Consider the following 20,003-nt stretch of genomic DNA (forward strand, 5'->3'; position numbering starts at 1 on the left):
GGGAAACCGATCCCTCAATGACGCTGGAACCGCGTCAGCATTTCCCAGGAACTCCTGACCGCGGCGGGCGAGACATCGGCGCCCGGGATCACCCGGTACTCGCGGTCCACGACGCTGGCCGCGCCCAGGTTGTCGAACAGGTAGGTCCGGTCGCCATCGCGGATGCCGCGCTTGGACCAGCTTTCCACGACCAGCGGCCGCGAGGCCGGCGCTTCGCCGAACAGGTCGTAGCCGGTGCTGTAATCGGCACTGTCACCCTCGCAGCCGAGCGCGTGCCGCATCAGCGTCGGCACCAGGTCCTCATGTGAAGTCACCTGGTCGTGGCGCTGCGGCGCCTTGCCCGGCCAGAGCAGCACGAACGGCGTGCGCAACTGGTAGTCGGAGAAGTTGCCGTTGTGGCCCCAGTAGTTCTGGTGCAGGTCGTTGAACTCCTCACCGTGGTCGCCGGTGATCAGCACGACGGTGTCGTCGCCCAGCGGGCTTTCCTCCAGCGTCGAGAGCAGTTCGCCGATCAGGCCGTCGCTGTAGCGCACCGCGGCGCGGTAGCGGTTGTGCTCGGGCGTCGGGTCGTGGTCGGGGCCCAGGTTGAGAAAGTTCACGTCCTGCGCCATTGGCTGGAACGGCGAGGCGAACCCGCGTGGCACGTGGTACGGCGCGTGCGGCGAATCCAGGAATACGAACCCGAAGAAGCGCTGGCCGGCGGGATGCTCGCGGATGTCGGCACGCAGGCGGTCGATCACGACGCGGTCGCGGGCCTCGCTGGGCAGGTTGGCCGGGCCGTTGACGATGCGGTCGCGGACCTTGGCGAACACGGTGCGGTCGAACTCGGGGCTGTACAGCGGCGCGCTGCCATAGACGTGCATCCGGTAGCCGGTCGCCAGCATCCGGTCGATTATCACCGGTCCGCGCTGTTCGGCCAGCATGGCGTGCCAGTAACCACCCGGCAGTCCGTACATGAGACCGAACAGGCCGAAGCGGGTCGCATTGCCGCTGCTGTAGTGATGTCCGAACCACTGCGCCCGCTGGGCATGGCGCCATGTGTTGGGCATTGTCTCCGGGGTCAGCGCGTCCTCGCGCAACGATTCGACCGCGACGACCAGCACGTTCATCGACGGCGGCTTCGCGCACTGCAGAGGCTTGCGCGGATAGCGCAACACGCCTTCACCGATTTTCGGCAGGTCGGCTGCGTTGGCGGTCTTGATGCCCGCGCGACGCAGGGCCGCCTTCAGCGTGATCGGCTGGGCCCAGGGAATGTAGGTCAGTTGCGACATCACCGAGCGGTCGCCGCGGGCGTCGTAGTAGACGACCATGCTCTGGCTGACCAGCAGCATCAGCCCGGCCGCCCACCAGACGTGCTGGACGCGGACAAGCGATGGCCTGCCTGTCAGCACGCGCCACCATAGCCAGGCAGTCGCCACCTCGAGGGTCAGCAGAAGGCCGGCCCCCAGCGCGATCAGTCCCCACATCCCTGGCGAGAAGGCCACCTGCTCCTGCAGGGCGCCGCCGAACAACATGTTCAGCACCATCCCGTTGACGTGGAAGCGATAGAGCGCGAAGACCTTGGCATCGGCCAGCAGCAGGCCGATCCACAGCGACTGCAGGAGGACGGCGCTGGCGATCATCCAGCGCGTGCTGCGCAACAGGCGGCCCAGCAGCAACGCCGGCACCGCAAGCAGGGCGCCGAAGAACAGGAAGTGGCCCGGCAGCGCGGTCGCCAGGAACAGGACGCTATGGCCCTCCCAGCGGGTATCGGCGAAGGGGATGTTGCTGGCGGTGATCAGCACGGCCAGGGCCGTGTTGACCAGGACGAATCCGGTCAGCCAGGCCAAGCCGCGGCGCGTCTGCGCTTCGGAGGTGGGGACATCCATGGCGAAGGGAGGTCCGGGGTGGGGAGCCCGGATCGGCGACGATCAGATTGGGATGACATCGCCCTGTCACAATCCCCTCACCGCAATGGTGCGTTCCGTCCCCCGCGGCGGAGGGGGGTATCATGGACGGCTCTGAGAACCAAAGACGCCGACAGGACTCCCGTGAGCCAGATTCCGACCCTCGACATCCGCCGCTTCGAAACTGACCGCGACGCCTTCGTCGCCGAGATCGGCGCGGCCTACCGTGAATGGGGATTCGCCGGCATCCGGGGCCACGGCATCAGCAACGACCAGATCGATGCGTCCTACGACGTCTTCAAGCGTTTCTTCGCACTGCCCGAGGACGTGAAGCGCAAGTACCACGTCGCCGGTGGCGGCGGCGCCCGCGGCTACACGCCGTTCGGTATCGAAACCGCCAAGGGCGCGCAGTACCACGACCTGAAGGAGTTCTGGCACGTCGGCCGCGAAATCCCGCGCGACTCCAAGTACGCCGACGTGATGCCAGCGAACCTGTGGCCGAACGAAATCCCCGAGTTCCGCTCGCTCGCTTACGGCCTGTACCAGTCGCTCGATTCGCTCGGTTCGCGCGTGCTGAGTGCGTTGGCGCTGCATATCGGCCTGCCGGAGTCGTACTTCGCCGACAAGACCGACTTCGGCAACTCGATCCTGCGCCCGATCCACTATCCGCCGATCACCTCCGACGACGTCCCCAACGTGCGCGCCGGAGCGCATGAGGACATCAACCTGATCACGCTGCTCGTCGGCGCCAGCGCCGAAGGCCTGGAAGTGCGCTCGCGCAAGGGCGACTGGGTGCCGTTCACCGCCGATGCCGACACCATCGTGGTGAACATCGGCGACATGCTGCAGCGCCTGACCAACCATGTGTATCCGTCGACGACCCACCGCGTGGTCAATCCGAAGGGCGACAAGGCGCGCCAGCCGCGGTACTCGACGCCGTTCTTCCTGCACCCGAATCCGGACTTCCTGATCGACGTGCTGCCCTCGACGATCACGATGGACAACCCGAGCCGTTATCCGGAAGCGATTACGGCCCAGGGGTACCTGGAAGAGCGCCTGCGCGAGATCAAGCTGAAGTAATCATTTGGCTCAGGCGGCCGCGATGCCGGCCGCCTGCAGTGCGTCGCGCCAGGCCGCCCGCTTGGCGTCCAGGCGCATCGAGGCATGGGCTGGGCTGGTCGAGGGCAGGCGCACGCAGCGTAGTCCAAGGTCGGGCAGCGCCGGCAACACCCGCCGCTGGAAACTCTGCGCGGCCTTGCCGCCATTGAGCAGCACCGTTGCGACGTCCGGATGGGCGGTGAAAAAGCCGCGGAAGTCGTTCGTGAGCGCGGTGTCGTCGCGAATCTCCGAGTCGAGGCTGCCTTCGCGCTCGCAGCGGTCGAACACATCCCACAGCGCGATCCCCGCCGCGGTGAGGCGTGCCAGTCGCTGGGGGTAGGGCAGCGCGGGCTCGGCGCCCACGAGCATTCCCATGATCGGCCAGAACTGATTGCGCGGATGGGCGTAATACTGCGACGCGCGCAGCGACAAGGCGCCCGGCATGCTGCCCAGGATCAGCACGCGCGGGTGCGCTCCGGTGACGGGTGCAAAACCTTTCAGCATGTGCGTATCGCGGCCGTGGGGTGCTGATTTTAAGGCGCTGCTTCGCAAAGACTGCTCTTGCCTCGGCGCTGCGCTAAAATGCCGCCCTTTGATTTGTGCCGAAGGGAAGTGTCATGCGCCGCAGAATCGTCGCCGGAAACTGGAAGCTCCATGGTGATCGCCAGTTCGCACTGGATCTGCTCGAGTCGCTGGCCGCCCATCAGGCGCCGGCCGGTGTCGAGCGCATCATCCTGCCGCCGTTGCCCTACCTGGGCGAGCTGGTGGAGCACTTCGGCGATCGCGGCTTCGACTTCGGCGCCCAGGACGTCAGTTCGCGCGACAAGGGCGCCTACACCGGCGAGGTATCTGCGGCGATGCTGAAGGACGTGGGCGCGCGATATGGCCTGGTCGGCCATTCCGAGCGCCGCCAGTACCACGGCGAGAGCAGCGAGCTGGTGGCCCACAAGTTCCTGGCGGCCAAGGCGGCCGGGCTGGTGCCGATCCTGTGCGTGGGCGAAACCCTGAGCCAGCGTGAAGATGGCCAGACCGAGTGGCGCCTGCAGGCGCAGCTGGCCCCGCTGTTCGAGCTCGGCGGCGACGCCGTGTTCGAAGGGGCGATCGTCGCTTATGAGCCGGTCTGGGCCATTGGCACGGGCAAGACCGCCACTCCGGAGCAGGCGCAGGCGGTGCACGCATTCATCCGTAGCGAAATCGCTTCCCGCGATGCTAGAATCGCTGACTCGCTTCCGATCCTTTACGGCGGAAGCGTGAAGGCCGACAATGCCGCCGCGCTGTTCTCCCAGCCCGACGTCGATGGCGGTCTTATCGGCGGCGCCTCGCTGGTCGCAGCCGATTTCAACGCCATCGCGAATGCGGCGGCGCCCTGACGGATTCCCGGCTCGCCGGGTTGCGTCGAACCGAAAGTAGAGTCTTCCGATGCTGTTGTTCCTCAACGTCATCTATGTGTTGATCGCGATCGCGATGGTCGCGCTGATCCTGATGCAGCGTGGCGCTGGTGCGCAGGCGGGCTCGGGCTTCGGTGCGGGCGCTTCGGCGACGGTGTTCGGTGCGCGCGGCGCTTCGAACTTCCTGTCGAAGTCGACCAAGTGGCTGGCGATCGCGTTCTTCGTGATCAGCCTGTTCATGGCCTGGAACGCCAGCCGCAACGCCGGCGGCACTGCAGCGCCGGCCCAGGACCTGGGCCTGATGTCGAAGGTGCCGACGGCTCCGGCCCCGGCGCCCGCCACGGGCAACAACGCGGTCCCGACCGCTCCGGCCGCGGCTCCGGCCCCGGCTTCGAGCGTGCCGCAGGCTCCGGCCCCCGCGCCGGCGCAGTCGACCCAGCCGGCCGAGCAGGCACCGCCCGCTCAGCCGCCCAAGTCGGCAACGGGTGGCTGAGGCAAGCAGCGCGATATCATTAGAGTTTCATGGTCCGGCACGGATGGCCGGATACCGGCGGGTTCGCCGGGGCGGTCTGCCGGAAGCGGTGGGGCGCAGCCAGGAAGGCAAGAGGTTCAAAGCCCAGGTGGCGGAATTGGTAGACGCACTACCTTGAGGTGGTAGCGACGCAAGTCGTGGGGGTTCGAGTCCCCCCTTGGGCACCAACCTGCAGCAACGCAATACCCTGATCGAAGCACGGCCGTACGACGTGCCGTGTACAGCGGCGCAACAAGTCGCCGGGCCAAGGCCGCTTCGAGCGGCTGAGTAGCTAACACGAAGCCGAGAGAACAACCGAGTGCTGGCCGAATATCTGCCGACCCTGCTGTTCCTGATCGTCGCCGGTGGTATCGGCGTCGCCCTGCTGGTGGTGGGCAAGGTGCTCGGCCCCCAGCGTCCCTCTGTCGAGAAACTGTCGCCCTACGAGTGCGGTTTCGAGGCGTTCGAGGATGCGCGCATGCAGTTCGACGTGCGCTATTACCTCATCGCCATCCAGTTCATCATCTTTGACCTGGAAATCATCTTCATCGTGCCCTGGGCCACCGTGTTCCGCGAACTCGGTGTCGTCGGCCTGATCGAAATGGGCATCTTCGCCGGCATGCTCTTGCTCGGCTTCGTCTACGTTTGGAAGAAGGGAGCGCTCGAATGGGAGTGATCCAGAGCGTTTCAGAGTTGATGCACAACCCGCTGCCGGAAGGGCGGCTGGACGACATCCTGCGCCCGGAAGGCGACAACCCGCTGCTGCAGCAGGGCTTCGTCACCACCAGCATGGATGCGTTGTGGAACTGGGCGCGCACCGGCTCGATGTGGCCGATGACCTTCGGCCTGGCCTGCTGCGCGGTCGAGATGATGCACGCAGGCGCCGCGCGTCTGGACCTGGACCGCTACGGCGTGGTGTTCCGCCCGTCGCCGCGCCAGTCCGACGTGATGATCGTGGCCGGCACGCTGGTCAACAAGATGGCCCCGGCGCTGCGCAAGGTCTACGACCAGATGCCCGATCCGAAGTGGGTCATCTCGATGGGCAGCTGCGCCAACGGCGGCGGCTACTACCATTATTCGTATTCGGTGGTGCGCGGTTGCGACCGCATCGTGCCGGTCGACGTCTACGTGCCTGGCTGCCCGCCGACCGCGGAAGCGCTGATCTACGGCATCCTGCAGCTGCAGAAGAAGATCCGCCGCGGCACCAACTTCGGCGACAACATGCAGGGCGTGCGCTGACATGGCAGAGACTGCACAGGCTTTTGCAGATCGCCTGGCTGCGCGCTTCGAAGGTGCGCTGGTCGTCGTGGCCGAGCCGCGCGGCGAGGTGACCATCGACGTCGCCGCGGCGCAGTGGCTGTCGGCCGCGCGTGCGTTGCGCGACGAGTTCGGTTTCGAGCTGTGCGTCGACGTCAGTGGTGTCGACTACCTGAGCTACGGCAGCGACGAGTGGGACACCGACGTGTCGTCGGAAGGCTTCTCCCGTGGCGTGGAAGGCAAGAGCGCCGGCCGTTTCGTCTGGGGCGAGCAGCCCAATGGCGCCGCCGCCGCGCCGGAACGCCGTTTCGCCGCCGTCGCGCACCTGCTGTCGGTGCAGCACAACCGCCGCGTCCGCCTGCGCACGTTCGCCGAGAACGACGACCTGCCGGTCGTGGCGTCGCTTACCTCCGTCTGGCCGGGCACCAATTGGTTCGAGCGCGAGGCGTTCGACCTGTACGGCATCGTGTTCGAAGGCCATCCGGACCTGCGCCGCATCCTGACCGACTACGGTTTCGTCGGTCATCCGTTCCGCAAGGATTTCCCGCTGATCGGCAACGTCGAAGTTCGCTACGACGCCGACAAGAAGCGCGTGGTCTACGAGCCGGTGTCGATCGAGCCGCGCGTCGGCGTGCCGCGCGTGATCCGCGACGACGCCCGCTACGAGACGGCCCAAGGCGAAGCCGCACAGCGCGCCGAGGTGAAGAAATGAGCGCCGTGATTGGCAATACCTCGGGTCTCAACAATGCCGAGATCCGCAACTACACGCTGAACTTCGGCCCGCAGCACCCGGCCGCGCACGGCGTGCTCCGCCTGATCCTGGAGATGGACGGCGAAGTCGTGCAGCGTGCCGACCCGCACGTCGGCCTGCTGCACCGTGGTACCGAGAAACTGGCCGAGTCCAAGCCGTTCAACCAGTCGATCGGTTACATGGACCGTCTCGACTACGTGTCGATGATGTGCAACGAGCACGCCTACGTGCGCGCGATCGAGGCCCTGATGGGCATCGAGGCGCCGGAGCGTGCGCAGTACATCCGCACGATGTTCGACGAGATCACCCGCATCCTTAACCACCTGATGTGGGTGGGCTCCAACGCGCTCGACCTGGGCGCGATGGCGGTGTTCCTGTACGCGTTCCGCGAGCGCGAGGAACTGATGGACTGCTACGAGGCGGTGTCGGGCGCGCGCATGCACGCGACCTACTACCGTCCGGGCGGCGTCTACCGCGACCTGCCGGCGCGCATGCCGCAGTACAAGGAATCGCCGTGGCGCAAGGGCGGCAAGCTCAAGCGCTTCAACGAGTGGCGCGAAGGCTCGCTGCTGGATTACCTGGAAGCGTTCACCGACGACTTCCCGAAGCGCGTCGACGAGTATGAGACGCTGCTGACCGAGAACCGCATCTGGAAGCAGCGCACCGTCGGCATCGGCGTGGTCTCGCCCGAGCAGGCGCTGGCCTGGGGCATGACCGGCGCGATGCTGCGCGGCTCGGGCATCGCCTGGGACCTGCGCAAGAAGCAGCCGTACGCCAAGTACGATGTGGTGGATTTCGACATCCCGGTCGGCGTCAATGGCGACTGCTACGACCGCTACCTGGTGCGCGTGGCCGAGATGCGCCAGTCCAACCGCATCATCAAGCAGTGTGTGAAGTGGCTGAAGGCCAACCCGGGCCCGGTCATCGTCGACAACTTCAAGGTCGCTCCGCCCAAGCGTGAGGACATGAAGGACGACATGGAAGCGCTGATCCACCACTTCAAGCTGTTCTCCGAAGGGTACTGCGTGCCTGCCGGCGAGACCTACGCCGCGGTCGAGGCGCCGAAGGGCGAGTTCGGCTGCTACCTGGTGTCCGACGGCGCCAACAAGCCCTTCCGCGTCAAGCTGCGCGCGCCGGGCTTCGCACACCTGTCGTCGATGGACGAAATCGTGAAGGGCCACATGCTGGCCGACGTCGTGGCGATGATCGGTACCTACGATCTCGTGTTCGGCGAGGTCGATCGCTGAGCCTGGCTGGCTCGGCGATCGTTGAGGATTTGAACGAATGAAGGCGACCGGAAATTTCGAGTCCTGTCAGCACGTCGACCCGATGGTCGCGCTGTCCGACAAGACCCGCTCCCACATCGACCATTGGCTGGCCAAGTTCCCGCCGGACCGCAAGCGTTCGGCTGTGCTGCCCGGCCTGCATGCCGCCCAGGAACAGAACGAGGGCTGGCTGAGCGACGAGCTGATCGCCGCCGTGGCCAAGTACATCGGCATCCCGCCGGTGTGGGCGTACGAGGTCGCGAGCTTCTATTCGATGTTCGAGACCGAGAAGGTCGGCCGCAACAATGTCGCCTTCTGCACGAACATCAGCTGCTGGCTCAACGGCGCCGAGGACCTGGTCAAGCACGCCGAGAAGAAGCTCGGCTGCAGGCTGGGTGAATCCACGGCCGACGGCCGCGTCTTCCTCAAGCGCGAGGAAGAGTGCCTGGCCGCGTGCTGCGGCGCGCCGGTGGTCGTCATCAATGGCCATTACCACGAGAATCTCGACGCCGCCCGGGTGGACGAGTTGCTCGACGAGTTGAAGTGAGGCGATCACCGATGGCGCATCAGCATCACGACTACTCCAAGGGCTACGGCCCGGTGGGTCCGGCTCCGCAGGAGCACAACGTCGTCTACACGACGCTGCACTACGAGACCCCCTGGTCCTACGAGAACTACCTGAAGACAGGTGGTTACGCAGCGCTGCGCAAGATCCTCACCGAGAAGATCGAGCCGGCGGCCGTCATCGAGATGGTCAAGGCCTCAGGCCTGCGCGGCCGCGGCGGCGCGGGCTTCCCGACCGGCCTGAAGTGGAGCTTCATGCCCAAGGGCAGCGGCACCCAGAAGTACATCCTGTGCAACTCGGACGAATCCGAGCCGGGCACGGCCAAGGACCGCGACATCCTGCGCTTCAACCCGCATTCGGTGGTCGAAGGCATGGCGATCGCGTGCTACGCGACCGGTTCGACCGTTGCCTACAACTACCTGCGCGGCGAGTTCCATCATGAGCCGTTCGAGCACTTCGAGCAGGCGCTGAAGGAAGCGTACGAGCACGGCTGGCTGGGCAAGAACGTGCTCGGCAGCGGCGTCGATATCGACATCTACGGTGCGCTCGGCGCCGGCGCCTACATCTGCGGCGAAGAAACCGCGCTGATGGAGTCGCTGGAAGGCAAGAAGGGCCAGCCGCGCTACAAGCCGCCGTTCCCGGCCAACTTCGGCCTGTTCGGCAAGCCGACCACGATCAACAACACCGAGACCTATGCCTCGGTGCCGGCGATCATCCGCAACGGTTCCGAGTGGTTCCTCAACCTCGGCAAGCCGAACAACGGCGGCCCGAAGGTGTTCTCGGTGTCCGGCCATGTCGCGCGCCCGGGCAACTACGAGATCCGCCTCGGCACGTCGTTCGCCGACCTGCTGCAGATGGCCGGTGGCATGCGCAACGGCCGCAAGCTCAAGGCCGTGATCCCGGGCGGCTCCTCGATGCCGGTGCTGCCGGGCGAGGTGATGATGGGCCTGACGATGGACTACGACTCGATACAGAAGGCCGGTTCCGGCCTGGGTTCGGGCGCGGTCGTCGTCATGGACGAGACCGCCTGCATGGTGCGCGCCTGCCAGCGCATTGCGCGCTTCTACTTCAAGGAAAGCTGCGGCCAGTGCACGCCGTGCCGCGAAGGCACCGGCTGGATGTACCGCATGCTCACGCGCATCGTCGAGAAGCAGGCCACGCTGGACGACCTGCAGATGCTGCGCGCCGCCGCCGGCCAGATCGAAGGCCACACCATCTGCGCCTTCGGCGAGGCCGCGGCTTGGCCGGTGCAGGGCTTCCTGCGCCATTACTGGAACGAGTTCGAGTACGCGATCGTGAACAAGCGTTTCCTGGTCGACGACCAGCGCGACGGCGTCGTGGTTGAGAAGGTGGCCGCATGAGCGCGCAACCCGTCAATCCGAACCTGCCGCCGGATCACGTCACCGTCTTCATCGACGGTGTCGAGATGGCCGCGCCGAAGGGCTCGATGATCATCCAGGCCGCCGACAAGGCGGGCATCGCGATCCCGCGTTTCTGCTACCACGACAAGCTCGCCATCGCGGCCAACTGCCGTATGTGCCTGGTCGAGGTCGAGAAGATGCCGAAGCCGGCGCCGGCCTGCGCCACGCCGGTCATGGACGGCATGCGCGTGTCCACGCGCAGCGACAAGGCGCTGAAGTCGCAGCGCAACGTGATGGAATTCCTGCTGATCAACCATCCGCTCGACTGCCCGATCTGCGATCAGGGCGGCGAATGCGAATTGCAGGACCTGTCGCTCGGCTATGGCCGCTCGGTCAGCCGCTTCGCCGAGCGCAAGCGCGTGGTGCCGGACGAGGACATGGGTCCGCTGGTCGCCACCGAGATGACCCGCTGCATCCAGTGCACGCGTTGCGTGCGCTTCACCGCGGAAATCGCCGGCACCTACGAGCTGGGCGGCATGTACCGCGGCGAGAACCTGCAGATCGGCACCTTCGACGGCAAGCCGCTGACGACCGAGCTTTCCGGCAACGTCATCGACGTCTGCCCGGTCGGCGCGCTGACCAACAAGGTGTTCCAGTTCAAGGCGCGCCCGTGGGAACTGACCGCGCGCGAGTCGCTGGGCTACCACGACTCGCTGGGCAGCAACCTGTTCCTGCACGTGCGCCGCGGCGAAGTCCTGCGCACCGTGCCGCGCGACAACGAGGCGGTCAACGAGTGCTGGTTGTCGGACCGCGACCGCTACGCGCACCAGGGCCTGTACGCCGCCGACCGCGCCAACGCGCCGCTGGTCAAGGAGAACGGTGAGTGGCGTGAAGCCTCGTGGGAAGAGGCGCTGGCCAAGGCCGCGAAGATCCTGCGCGACAACGGCGCCGATGCGCTCGGTGTGCTCGCGCACCCGGCGACGTCGAACGAGGAGGGCGCGCTGCTGGCCCGCCTGGCGGATGCGCTGGGTACCGGCAACATCGACCACCGCATCGCCCAGCATGACCTGAGCGATGGCGCGAGCGCCACGACCTTCGCGATGCCGGTCGCCGACATCGGCCAGGCCGACGTGATCGTCATCGTCGGCTCGAACCTGCGCCACGAGCTGCCGCTGGTGCACCAGCGCGTGCGCAAGGCCTGGACGCGCGGCGCCAAGGTGCACGTGGTCAACCCGGTCGACTTCGACTTCACCTTCGAAATCGCCGGCAAGCACATCGTCGCGCCGTCGCAGATTGCCGCGACGCTCGGCAATGCCGCGCTGACCGATGCCGCCAAGGCCGGTACGCGCGCCGTGGTGATCGTCGGTGCGCTGGCCGAGAACGGCCCGCACGCGGCCGCGATCCGCAAGGCCGCCGCCGATTTCGCCGCCGCGACCGGCGCCGCGCTCAACCGCATCCCGCAGGGCGCCAACGCCGTCGGCCTGTCCGATTACGGCGTGCTGCCGACCGCGCGTGATGCGCAGTCGATGCTGGCCGATGCCCGCTCCGCCTACGTCCTGTACGGCATCGAGCCGGGCCTGGACTTCGCCGACACCGCGACCGCGCTGAAGGCGCTCAACGCCGCCCAGGTCGTGGCGTTCAGCACCTTCGCGTGCCGCTCGACACGTGCCGTCGCCGACGTGATCCTGCCGATCGGCCTCCTGCCGGAGATCGAGGCGACGCTGACCAACCTCGACGGCCGCCAGCAGTCGACCGTTGCCGGTGGCAAGCTGCCGGGCGAGGCGCGTGCCGGCTGGCGCGTGCTGCGTGCGCTCGCCGGTGAACTCGGTGCCAAGGGCTTCGACTTTACCGACCTGGCCGGCCTGCGTGGCGGCATGCAGATGCGCGAGACGCAGGTCGCTGCCGGCAAGGCTCCGGCTGTGTCCGGCGAAGGCCTCGAGGTCGCGGCCAGCGCCGCGATCTACCGCAGCGATGCGGTGGTGCGTCGCGCTCCGGCGCTGCAGGCGCATCCGCTCAATACCGAGCCGAAGGCCGTGCTGAATCCGCAGGACGCGAACGCGCTCGGCTTCGCCGACGGCGTGGTCGGCAAGTTCAGCACCGCTGCGGGCACCGCAACGCTGCCGGTCGCCACCAGCGACAAGGTCGCGCGCGGCACCGTGTGGGTCGAGACCGGCCACGGCGCGACCGCGCCGCTCGGCGTGGGCCGCGTGCAGGCGGGGAGGGCATAAGGGACATGCTGTCGAATCTCGTGATCGATCCGTTCCGCGACTGGCTGTTGTCGTTCGGCAACATCGGCGCCGTGCTCTGGATCGTGCTGAAGATCCTGCTGATCGCCATGCCGGTGATCATCACCGTGGCGTTCTACGTGGTCTGGGAGCGCAAGCTCATCGGATGGATGCACGTCCGCCACGGACCCATGTACGTGGGCCGCGGCATCCTCCAGGCCTTCGCCGACGTCTTCAAGCTGCTGTTCAAGGAAGTGATCCAGCCCACCCGGGCCGAGCGCTTCCTGTTCAAGCTGGCACCGTTGCTGACATTGGCCCCGGCGTTCGCCGCCTGGGCGGTGGTGCCGTTCGACACCAAGCTCGTGCTGTCGAACGCCAATGCCGGCCTGCTGTACCTGCTGGCGATGACCTCGCTGGGCGTCTACGGCATCATCCTCGCCGGCTGGGCGTCCAACTCGAAGTACGCCTTCCTCGGCGCGATGCGCGCCGCGGCGCAGGTCGTCTCGTACGAGATCGCGATGGGCTTCGCGATGGTCGGCGTGATGGTCGGCGCCGGCAGCCTCAACCTGACGGACATTGTCATGGCGCAGGCCGGCAACGCCGGCGCTGCGGAATGGTTCTGGGTGCCGATGCTGCCGCTGTTCGTCGTCTACTTCATTTCGGGCGTGGCCGAGACCAATCGCGCGCCGTTCGACGTGGTCGAGGGCGAATCGGAAATCGTGGCCGGCCACATGGTCGAGTATTCGGGTTCGGCGTTCGCGCTGTTCTTCCTGGCCGAATACGCGAACATGATCCTGATCAGCTTCCTGACGGCGATCTTCTTTCTCGGCGGCTGGCTGAGCCCGTTCCACGGCCTCGGCATCCCGCTGCTGTCGGTCGACGGCTGGTGGTGGTTGCTCGCCAAGGTCTTCTTCTTCGCCAGCTGCTTCATCTGGTTCCGCGCCTCGTTCCCGCGCTACCGCTACGACCAGATCATGCGCCTGGGCTGGAAGGTGTTCATCCCGCTCACCATCGCCTGGATCTGCGTGGTCGCGCTGATGGCCTACTTCAAAATCTTCGAGCCCGGCGTGTAAGGGGCAACAGGCATGAATCGCATCGTTTCCTACTTCAAGAGCCTGCTGCTCATCGAGCTGGCCCAGGGCCTTTGGCTGACGCTGAAGTACCTGTTCCGCCCGAAGTACACGCTGATGTACCCGATGGAGAAGACGCCGCAGTCGCCGCGCTTCCGCGGCGTGCACGCGCTGCGCCGTTACCCGAACGGGGAAGAGCGCTGCATCGCCTGCAAGCTGTGCGAGGCGGTGTGCCCGGCGCTGGCGATCACGATCGACTCGGAGAAGCGAGAGGACGGCACCCGCCGCACCACGCGCTACGACATCGACCTGTTCAAGTGCATCTTCTGCGGCTTCTGCGAGGAATCCTGCCCGGTCGACTCGATCGTGGAGACGCACATCCACGAATACCACTTCGACAAGCGTGGACAGAACATCGTCACCAAGCAGCAGCTGCTGGCCATCGGCGACCGTCTCGAAACCGAGATCGCCGAACGCCGCGCTGCAGACGCGCCCTTCCGCTGAGGCCTGACGCATGGATCTTGCCCAGATTGCTTTCTTCGTCTTCGCTGCCTTCGCCACGGCTTCTGCCGTCGGCGTGATCAGCGTCAAGAACCCGGTGCACGCGGTGCTGCTGCTGGTGCTGACGTTCTTCTCGGTGGCCTGCACCTGGATCATTGCCGGTGCCGAGTTCCTCGGCGTGGCCCTGATCCTGGTCTACGTTGGCGCGGTGATGGTGCTGCTGCTGTTCGTGGTGATGATGCTCGACATCGACGTTGCCCCATTGCGCGAGGGTTACGTGCGCTACCTGCCGATCGGCCTCGTGGTCGCGGTGGTGATGCTGGTCGAGATGCTGACCCTGATCGGCGTGAAGTCGGCTGCGGCCACGCCGTTCGCCGCGGACGCCGCAACCGGCGGCAATACCGCCTGGCTGGCCCGCTCGCTGTTCACCGACTTCCTGCTGCCGTTCGAAGTGGCCGCGGTCATCCTGACCGTCGCCGTGATCGCGGCAGTCACGCTGACGCTGCGCCGTCGCGTGGGCGCCAAGCACCAGAGCCCGTCGATGCAGGCGCGCGTCCGCTCGGTCGACCGTCTGCGCATGGTCAAGATGGATGCCGTCAAGCCGGTCGCGCCCGCGCCGGCCGAAACCCCTGCCGAGGAGGGCAAGCCGTGAGCGAGATCCTTGGAAGCGGACTGGCCCTGGGCCATTACCTGGCGCTTGGCGCGGTGCTGTTCTGCATCAGCGTTGCCGGCATTTTCCTCAACCGCAAGAACGTGATCCTGTTGCTGATGTCGCTGGAGTTGCTGCTGCTGGCGGTCAACATCAACTTCATCGCGTTCTCGCGACAGCTGGCCGATCCGGCCGGTCAGGTGTTCGTGTTCTTCATCCTGACCGTGGCCGCGGCCGAGGCTGCGATCGGACTGGCCATCCTGGTCACGCTGTTCCGCAACAGGCGCACGATCAACGTCGCCGAAATCGACACGATGAAGGGCTGATCCGATGCCGGGCATGGAACACGTCATTTCCAAGACCGTCCTTCTGGCGATCGTGCTGGCCCCGCTGCTGGGCGCGATCATCGCCGGTCTTTTTCGTCGCCAGGTCGGCCGCGCCGGCGCCCACTGGGTGACCATCCTCGGCGTCGCCGCGAGCTGCGTCATGTCCGGCTACGTGCTGTGGCAACTGGTCGGGCAGGGTGCCGCGCCGTTCAATGAGAACGTCTACACCTGGTTCCAGGTCGGCGGCATCGAGGCCCACGTCGGCTTCATGATCGACAAGCTGACCGCGATGATGATGGTGGTCGTCACGTTCGTGTCGCTGCTGGTGCACATCTACACCATCGGCTACATGGAAGAAGACCCGGGCTACCAGCGTTTCTTCAGCTACATCTCGCTGTTCACCTTCTCGATGTTGATGCTCGTGATGAGCAACAACTTCCTGCAGCTGTTCTTCGGCTGGGAAGCCGTGGGCCTGGTGTCGTACCTGCTGATCGGCTTCTGGTTCAAGCGCCCGACCGCGGTGTTCGCCAACCTCAAGGCGTTCCTGGTCAACCGCGTCGGCGACTTCGGCTTCCTGCTCGGCATCGCCGGCGTGCTGCTGATGTTCGGCACGCTCGACTACGCGACCGTGTTCGCCAATGCCCCGACGATCGCCGGCCAGGCCATGTCGATCATCGACGGCCATGAATGGTCGGTGGCGACGGTCATCTGCATCTGTCTGTTCATCGGCGCCATGGGCAAGTCGGCGCAGGTTCCGCTGCACGTCTGGCTGCCGGACTCGATGGAAGGCCCGACCCCGATCTCGGCACTGATCCACGCCGCGACGATGGTCACCGCCGGCATCTTCATGGTGGCGCGCATGTCGCCGCTGTTCGAGCTCTCGGAGACGGCGCTGAACTTCGTGCTGTTCATCGGCGCGACCACGGCCTTCTTCACCGGCCTCATTGGTATCGTGCAGAACGATATCAAGCGCGTGGTCGCGTACTCGACGCTGTCGCAGCTGGGCTACATGACGGTCGCGCTGGGCGTGTCGGCATACAGCGCCGGCGTCTACCACCTGATGACGCACGCCTTCTTCAAGGCGCTGCTGTTCCTCGGTGCCGGCTCGGTCATCATCGGCATGCACCACGAGCAGGACATGCGCCGCATGGGCGGCCTGAAGAAGTACATGCCCATCACCTACTGGACGATGGTGATCGGTACGTTGGCGCTGGTCGGCACGCCGTTCTTCAGCGGCTTCTACTCGAAGGACACCATCATCGAGGCGGCCGCCGAGCACGCCCATGAGGCCCACAACTGGGTCGCCAGCTATGCCTACTGGGCGGTGTTGGCGGGTGCGTTCGTGACCTCGTTCTACAGCTTCCGCCTGCTGTTCCTGACCTTCCACGGCAAGGAGCGCTTCCACGATCCGGTGCCGGATCACTACGTGGCCCCGGAAGCGGACTCGACGGAGCACGAGGAGGCGCTGTCGCACGAGCACGACTCGCATGACGACCATGGCCATGGCGACCACGGCCACGCGCACACGCCGCACGAATCGCCGTGGGTGGTGACGCTGCCGCTGATCCTGCTGGCGATCCCGTCGATCCTGATCGGCTTCTTCACGGTCGGCCCGATGCTGTTCGGCACCGACGCGATGGGTCACGTCAAGCAGTTGCCGTTCTTCCTCGGCGCCATCGACGTGCCGGGCGCACACGACATCGTCGGCAAGCTGGCCGAAGAGTTCCACGGTCCGGTCGCGTTCGCACTGCATGGCTTCCAGGCGCCGGCGTTCTGGCTGGCCCTTGGCGGCTTCGTTCTGGCAGCGGTCATGTACTGGTGGAAGCCGGAGCTGCCCGAGAAGGCACGCAAGGCGTTCGCCTGGCCGGTGCGTGTGCTCGAGAACAAGTACGGCTTCGACAACCTGTGGATCGATGGATTCGCTGGTGGCGGCCTGCTCCTCGGCAAGGCCTCGCGCGCGATCGACTCCCATGTCATCGATGGCGCCGCGGTCAACGGCAGCGCCCGCGTCGTCGACTTCGTCGCCAACGTGACGCGCCGCGTGCAGTCCGGCTACCTCTACCACTATGCCTTCGCGATGATTCTCGGCCTGATTGTTCTTCTGGCCGCGCTGATCCGTTACTGGCGCTAATACACGACAAGGACCCGACGTGAGCTCCGAGCCCTTGCTGCAAAGCAATTCCTTCCTGCTCAGCCTGCTGATCTGGCTGCCGATCCTCGGCGGCTTCGCCACCCTGGCGTTCGGCAGCGGCCGCGCCAACAGTGCCCGCTGGTTCTCCACCGGCGTCGCGCTGGTGACGCTGGCTGCCAGCGTGCTGCTGCTGACCGGCTTCGACTATGCCAATCCCGGCATGCAGTTCGTCGAGAACAAGGTCTGGATCGCTGCGTACGACATCCGCTACCACCTCGGTGCCGACGGCATCTCGGTGTCGTTGATCGTGCTCACCACGCTGACCTCGCTGCTGGCGATGATCGGCGCCTGGACCTCCATCGACAAGCGCGTCAGCCAGTACTACGCGTCGTTCCTGATCCTCGAAGGCCTGATGGTGGGCGTGTTCGCTGCGCTCGATTCCATGCTGTTCTACGTGTTCTTCGAGGGCATGCTGATCCCGATGTTCCTGATCATCGGCGTCTGGGGCGGTCCGCGCCGCATCTACGCCGCGATCAAGTTCTTCCTCTACACGTTCCTCGGCTCGCTGTTCATGCTGGTCGGCCTGATCTACCTGTACCTGAAGGGTGGCAGCTGGCAGCTCAGCGACATGTACGCGCTGCAGCTCAACGCGACCGAGCAGATGTGGCTGTTCTTCGGCTTCCTGGTGGCCTTCGCCGTCAAGGTGCCGATGTTCCCGGTCCACACATGGTTGCCGGACGCGCACGTCGAGGCGCCGACCGCCGGTTCGGTGATCCTGGCCGCGATCATGCTGAAGATCGGCGGATACGGCTTCCTGCGTTTCGTGCTGCCGATCGTGCCGGACGCCGGCACCGAATGGGCCTGGCTGGTGATCGCGCTCAGCCTGATCGCGGTGATCTACGTCGGCCTGGTCGCGCTCGCGCAGGACGACATGAAGAAGCTGATCGCCTACTCGTCGGTCTCGCACATGGGTTTCGTCACCCTCGGCACCTTCATCGCCTTCGGCCTGGTCCGCGACTACGGCAATGGCGATGCGGCGCGCCTCGGCCTGCAGGGCGCAATGGTGCAGATGATCAGCCACGGCTTCGTGTCGGGCGCGATGTTCAGCTGCGTCGGCGTGCTGTACGACCGCATGCACAGCCGCATGATCAAGGACTACGGCGGCGTCGCCAACGTGATGCCGTGGTTCGCCGCGCTGTTCGTGCTGTTCGCGATGGCCAATTCGGGTCTGCCGGGCACTTCGGGTTTCGTCGGCGAGTTCATGGTCATCCTGGCCAGCTTCCAGAAGCACCCGCTGATCGCCTTTGCCGCCGCGACCACGCTGATCGTGGGCGCCGGTTACACGCTGTGGCTGGTCAAGCGCGTGATCTGGGGCGAGGTCGGCAACGCACACGTGGCCGAACTCGAGGACATCAACGCGCGTGAAGCGTTCGTGCTGGGCGTGTTCGCCGCCGGCGTGCTGGTGCTGGGCATCTGGCCGAAGCCGCTGACGGACCTGATGGAACCGTCGATTGCGAATCTGGCGATGCAGATCGCCTCGTCGAAGCTCTGAGGTTGCACCGCATGATCATGCCCGTCCGCACATTCGCCGACCTGATGCCGCTCCTGCCGGAGTTGGTGGTCATCCTCGGCGCGTTCGCGCTGCTGATGCTCGACCTCTTCGTCGACGAGCGTCGCCGTTACCTGGTGCATGCCGGCGGCATCGCCGTGCTCGCCGTAGCCACGTTCATGGTCGCGACCGGCGTGGGCGGGCAGGGCACCGTGCTCAACGGCATGTTCGTCCGCGACACCGCCGCCGACGTGATGAAGGTCGCCATCGGCGTCGTCAGCATGCTGTCGATGGTCTATGCGTGGTCGTACCTGCGCGCCCGCGAACTGTACAAGGGCGAAGTCGCGGTGCTGATGCTGTTTGCCACCGCCGGCATGATGCTGCTGGTCTCGGCCGGCAGCCTGGTGATGGTCTACCTCGGCCTGGAAATGCTGGCGCTGTCGTCCTACGCGCTCGTCGCGATCGACCGTGACGGCCCGGTCGCCTCCGAAGCCGCGATCAAGTACTTCGTGCTCGGCGCGCTGGCCTCGGGCCTGCTGCTGTACGGCATGTCGCTGGTCTATGGCGCGACCGGTTCGCTGGACCTGACGCGTATCGCAGAAGTGGCTCGTTCGCCCGACGTGTCGTTGATGCTGGTCACCGGCGTGGTGTTCATGGTCGCCGGCATCGCCTTCAAGTTCGGCGCCGCGCCGTTCCACATGTGGCTGCCCGACGTCTACAGCGGCGCGCCCACGGCGATCACCATCTTCATCGGCGCTGCACCGAGCCTGGCCTCGTTCGGCATGGCCTATCGCCTGCTCGAAGTCGCCGCCGGTCCGCTCAGCGACCACTGGCGCATGGCGCTGGCCGGCATCGCAGCGATCTCGCTGGTGATCGGCAATCTCAGCGCGATGGTGCAGAGCAACCTCAAGCGCCTGTTGGCGTACTCGACCGTGTCGCACGTCGGCTTCCTGTTCATGGGCCTGGCAGGCGGTGGCGCGCAGGGCTTCTCCGCGGCGATGTTCTATTCGATCAACTACGCCGTCACCACGGCCGCGGCGTTCGGCGCGATCGTGGTGCTCTCGAGCCGCGGCTTCGAGTCCGATCGCGTCGACGACTTCAAGGGCCTCAACGCCCGCAGCCCGTGGCTGGCCGGCCTGGTGCTGTGCGTGATGGCGTCGCTCGCCGGCGTGCCGCCGTTCCTCGGCTTCTGGGCGAAGCTTGCGGTGCTGCGTGCCGCGCTGCAGGGCGACATGCTCTGGCTCGCGCTCGTGGGCGTCGTGTTTGCGGTGGTCGGCGCGTTCTACTACCTGCGCGTGATCAAGGCCATGTACTTCGAGGAGCCTGAAGGCCATGTGCCGCCGGCGCCGTCGGATCGACCGCTGCGCGTGGTATTCGGCGTCAATGCGCTTGCGCTGCTGGCGCTGGGCTTTGCCTGGAGTCCGATCATGGCCTGGTGCCAGAGGGCTTTCGCGGGTTGATCCGTGGGCC

At 66.1% G+C, this 20,003-nt stretch carries 19 protein-coding genes and 1 tRNA gene; 18 read left to right on the forward strand and 2 right to left on the reverse strand.

Annotated features, from left to right (window positions below; all coding sequences use genetic code 11):
• Positions 1–14 precede the first annotated feature (14 nt).
• The gene (locus tag IU514_RS10135) at positions 15–1,868 is read right to left on the reverse strand and encodes a DUF3413 domain-containing protein (RefSeq protein WP_194930997.1); all 1,854 of its coding nucleotides are present in this window, start codon (positions 1,866–1,868) and stop codon (positions 15–17) included.
• A gap of 162 nt (positions 1,869–2,030) precedes the next feature.
• Here IU514_RS10135 and IU514_RS10140 point away from each other — a divergent pair, with 162 nt between their 5' ends.
• A complete protein-coding gene (locus IU514_RS10140; protein ID WP_194930998.1) occupies positions 2,031–2,966 on the forward strand; it encodes an isopenicillin N synthase family dioxygenase in 936 nt (311 codons plus the stop codon).
• Between the two features lie 9 nt (positions 2,967–2,975).
• Here IU514_RS10140 and IU514_RS10145 read toward each other — a convergent pair whose 3' ends face one another.
• Positions 2,976–3,488, reverse strand: a complete 513-nt coding sequence (locus tag IU514_RS10145; RefSeq protein WP_194931158.1) for a DNA-deoxyinosine glycosylase — start codon at positions 3,486–3,488, stop codon at positions 2,976–2,978.
• Between the two features lie 113 nt (positions 3,489–3,601).
• Between IU514_RS10145 and tpiA the strand changes: the two genes are divergently transcribed.
• From tpiA to nuoN, 17 genes are all read left to right on the forward strand, one after another.
• Positions 3,602–4,354 carry a triose-phosphate isomerase gene (gene tpiA / locus IU514_RS10150; RefSeq protein WP_194930999.1) on the forward strand — a complete coding sequence of 251 codons (753 nt, stop codon included), beginning with the start codon at positions 3,602–3,604 and terminating at the stop codon, positions 4,352–4,354.
• A 49-nt stretch (positions 4,355–4,403) separates the two neighbouring features.
• The gene (gene secG, locus IU514_RS10155; protein WP_194931000.1) at positions 4,404–4,865 is read left to right on the forward strand and encodes a preprotein translocase subunit SecG; all 462 of its coding nucleotides are present in this window, start codon (positions 4,404–4,406) and stop codon (positions 4,863–4,865) included.
• A gap of 121 nt (positions 4,866–4,986) precedes the next feature.
• A tRNA-Leu gene (locus IU514_RS10160) sits at positions 4,987–5,071 on the forward strand.
• Between the two features lie 131 nt (positions 5,072–5,202).
• The gene (locus IU514_RS10165) at positions 5,203–5,559 is read left to right on the forward strand and encodes an NADH-quinone oxidoreductase subunit A (protein ID WP_194931001.1); all 357 of its coding nucleotides are present in this window, start codon (positions 5,203–5,205) and stop codon (positions 5,557–5,559) included.
• Positions 5,550–6,122, forward strand: coding sequence for a NuoB/complex I 20 kDa subunit family protein (locus tag IU514_RS10170; RefSeq protein WP_194931002.1), 573 nt, complete (start codon positions 5,550–5,552; stop codon positions 6,120–6,122). The genes IU514_RS10165 and IU514_RS10170 overlap by 10 nt, the downstream gene beginning before the upstream one ends.
• A gap of 1 nt (position 6,123) precedes the next feature.
• A complete protein-coding gene (locus IU514_RS10175) occupies positions 6,124–6,852 on the forward strand; it encodes an NADH-quinone oxidoreductase subunit C (protein ID WP_194931003.1) in 729 nt (242 codons plus the stop codon).
• A complete protein-coding gene (locus IU514_RS10180) occupies positions 6,849–8,138 on the forward strand; it encodes an NADH-quinone oxidoreductase subunit D (RefSeq protein ID WP_194931004.1) in 1,290 nt (429 codons plus the stop codon). The genes IU514_RS10175 and IU514_RS10180 overlap by 4 nt, the downstream gene beginning before the upstream one ends.
• 37 nt (positions 8,139–8,175) lie before the next feature.
• Positions 8,176–8,703 (forward strand): NADH-quinone oxidoreductase subunit NuoE, encoded by a 528-nt coding sequence (nuoE, locus tag IU514_RS10185; RefSeq protein WP_194931005.1) that lies wholly within the window; start codon positions 8,176–8,178, stop codon positions 8,701–8,703.
• Positions 8,704–8,714: 11 nt separating this feature from the next.
• Positions 8,715–10,082 carry an NADH-quinone oxidoreductase subunit NuoF gene (gene nuoF / locus IU514_RS10190; protein ID WP_194931006.1) on the forward strand — a complete coding sequence of 456 codons (1,368 nt, stop codon included), beginning with the start codon at positions 8,715–8,717 and terminating at the stop codon, positions 10,080–10,082.
• Entirely contained in the window at positions 10,079–12,310 is a 2,232-nt protein-coding gene (gene nuoG, locus IU514_RS10195) for an NADH-quinone oxidoreductase subunit NuoG (protein ID WP_194931007.1), read from the forward strand. Before nuoF ends, nuoG begins: the two co-directional genes overlap by 4 nt.
• Entirely contained in the window at positions 12,307–13,380 is a 1,074-nt protein-coding gene (nuoH, locus tag IU514_RS10200; protein WP_194931159.1) for an NADH-quinone oxidoreductase subunit NuoH, read from the forward strand. The genes nuoG and nuoH overlap by 4 nt, the downstream gene beginning before the upstream one ends.
• 12 nt (positions 13,381–13,392) lie before the next feature.
• Positions 13,393–13,881 (forward strand): NADH-quinone oxidoreductase subunit NuoI, encoded by a 489-nt coding sequence (nuoI, locus tag IU514_RS10205; protein WP_194931008.1) that lies wholly within the window; start codon positions 13,393–13,395, stop codon positions 13,879–13,881.
• 10 nt (positions 13,882–13,891) lie between these two features.
• Positions 13,892–14,530 (forward strand): NADH-quinone oxidoreductase subunit J, encoded by a 639-nt coding sequence (locus IU514_RS10210; RefSeq protein ID WP_194931009.1) that lies wholly within the window; start codon positions 13,892–13,894, stop codon positions 14,528–14,530.
• 20 nt (positions 14,531–14,550) lie between these two features.
• Entirely contained in the window at positions 14,551–14,853 is a 303-nt protein-coding gene (gene nuoK / locus IU514_RS10215) for an NADH-quinone oxidoreductase subunit NuoK (protein WP_386761295.1), read from the forward strand.
• Positions 14,854–14,866: 13 nt separating this feature from the next.
• Complete coding sequence (nuoL, locus tag IU514_RS10220; protein WP_194931010.1) at positions 14,867–16,984, forward strand: NADH-quinone oxidoreductase subunit L; 2,118 nt, start codon at positions 14,867–14,869, stop codon at positions 16,982–16,984.
• A gap of 34 nt (positions 16,985–17,018) precedes the next feature.
• Positions 17,019–18,536, forward strand: a complete 1,518-nt coding sequence (locus IU514_RS10225) for an NADH-quinone oxidoreductase subunit M (protein WP_194931161.1) — start codon at positions 17,019–17,021, stop codon at positions 18,534–18,536.
• Positions 18,537–18,547: 11 nt separating this feature from the next.
• Complete coding sequence (gene nuoN, locus IU514_RS10230; RefSeq protein WP_194931011.1) at positions 18,548–19,993, forward strand: NADH-quinone oxidoreductase subunit NuoN; 1,446 nt, start codon at positions 18,548–18,550, stop codon at positions 19,991–19,993.
• Positions 19,994–20,003: the final 10 nt, after the last annotated feature.

Origin of the sequence: Lysobacter niastensis (assembly GCF_015453285.1) — a bacterium.
Classification (GTDB): Bacteria; Pseudomonadota; Gammaproteobacteria; order Xanthomonadales; family Xanthomonadaceae; genus Lysobacter_J; species Lysobacter_J niastensis.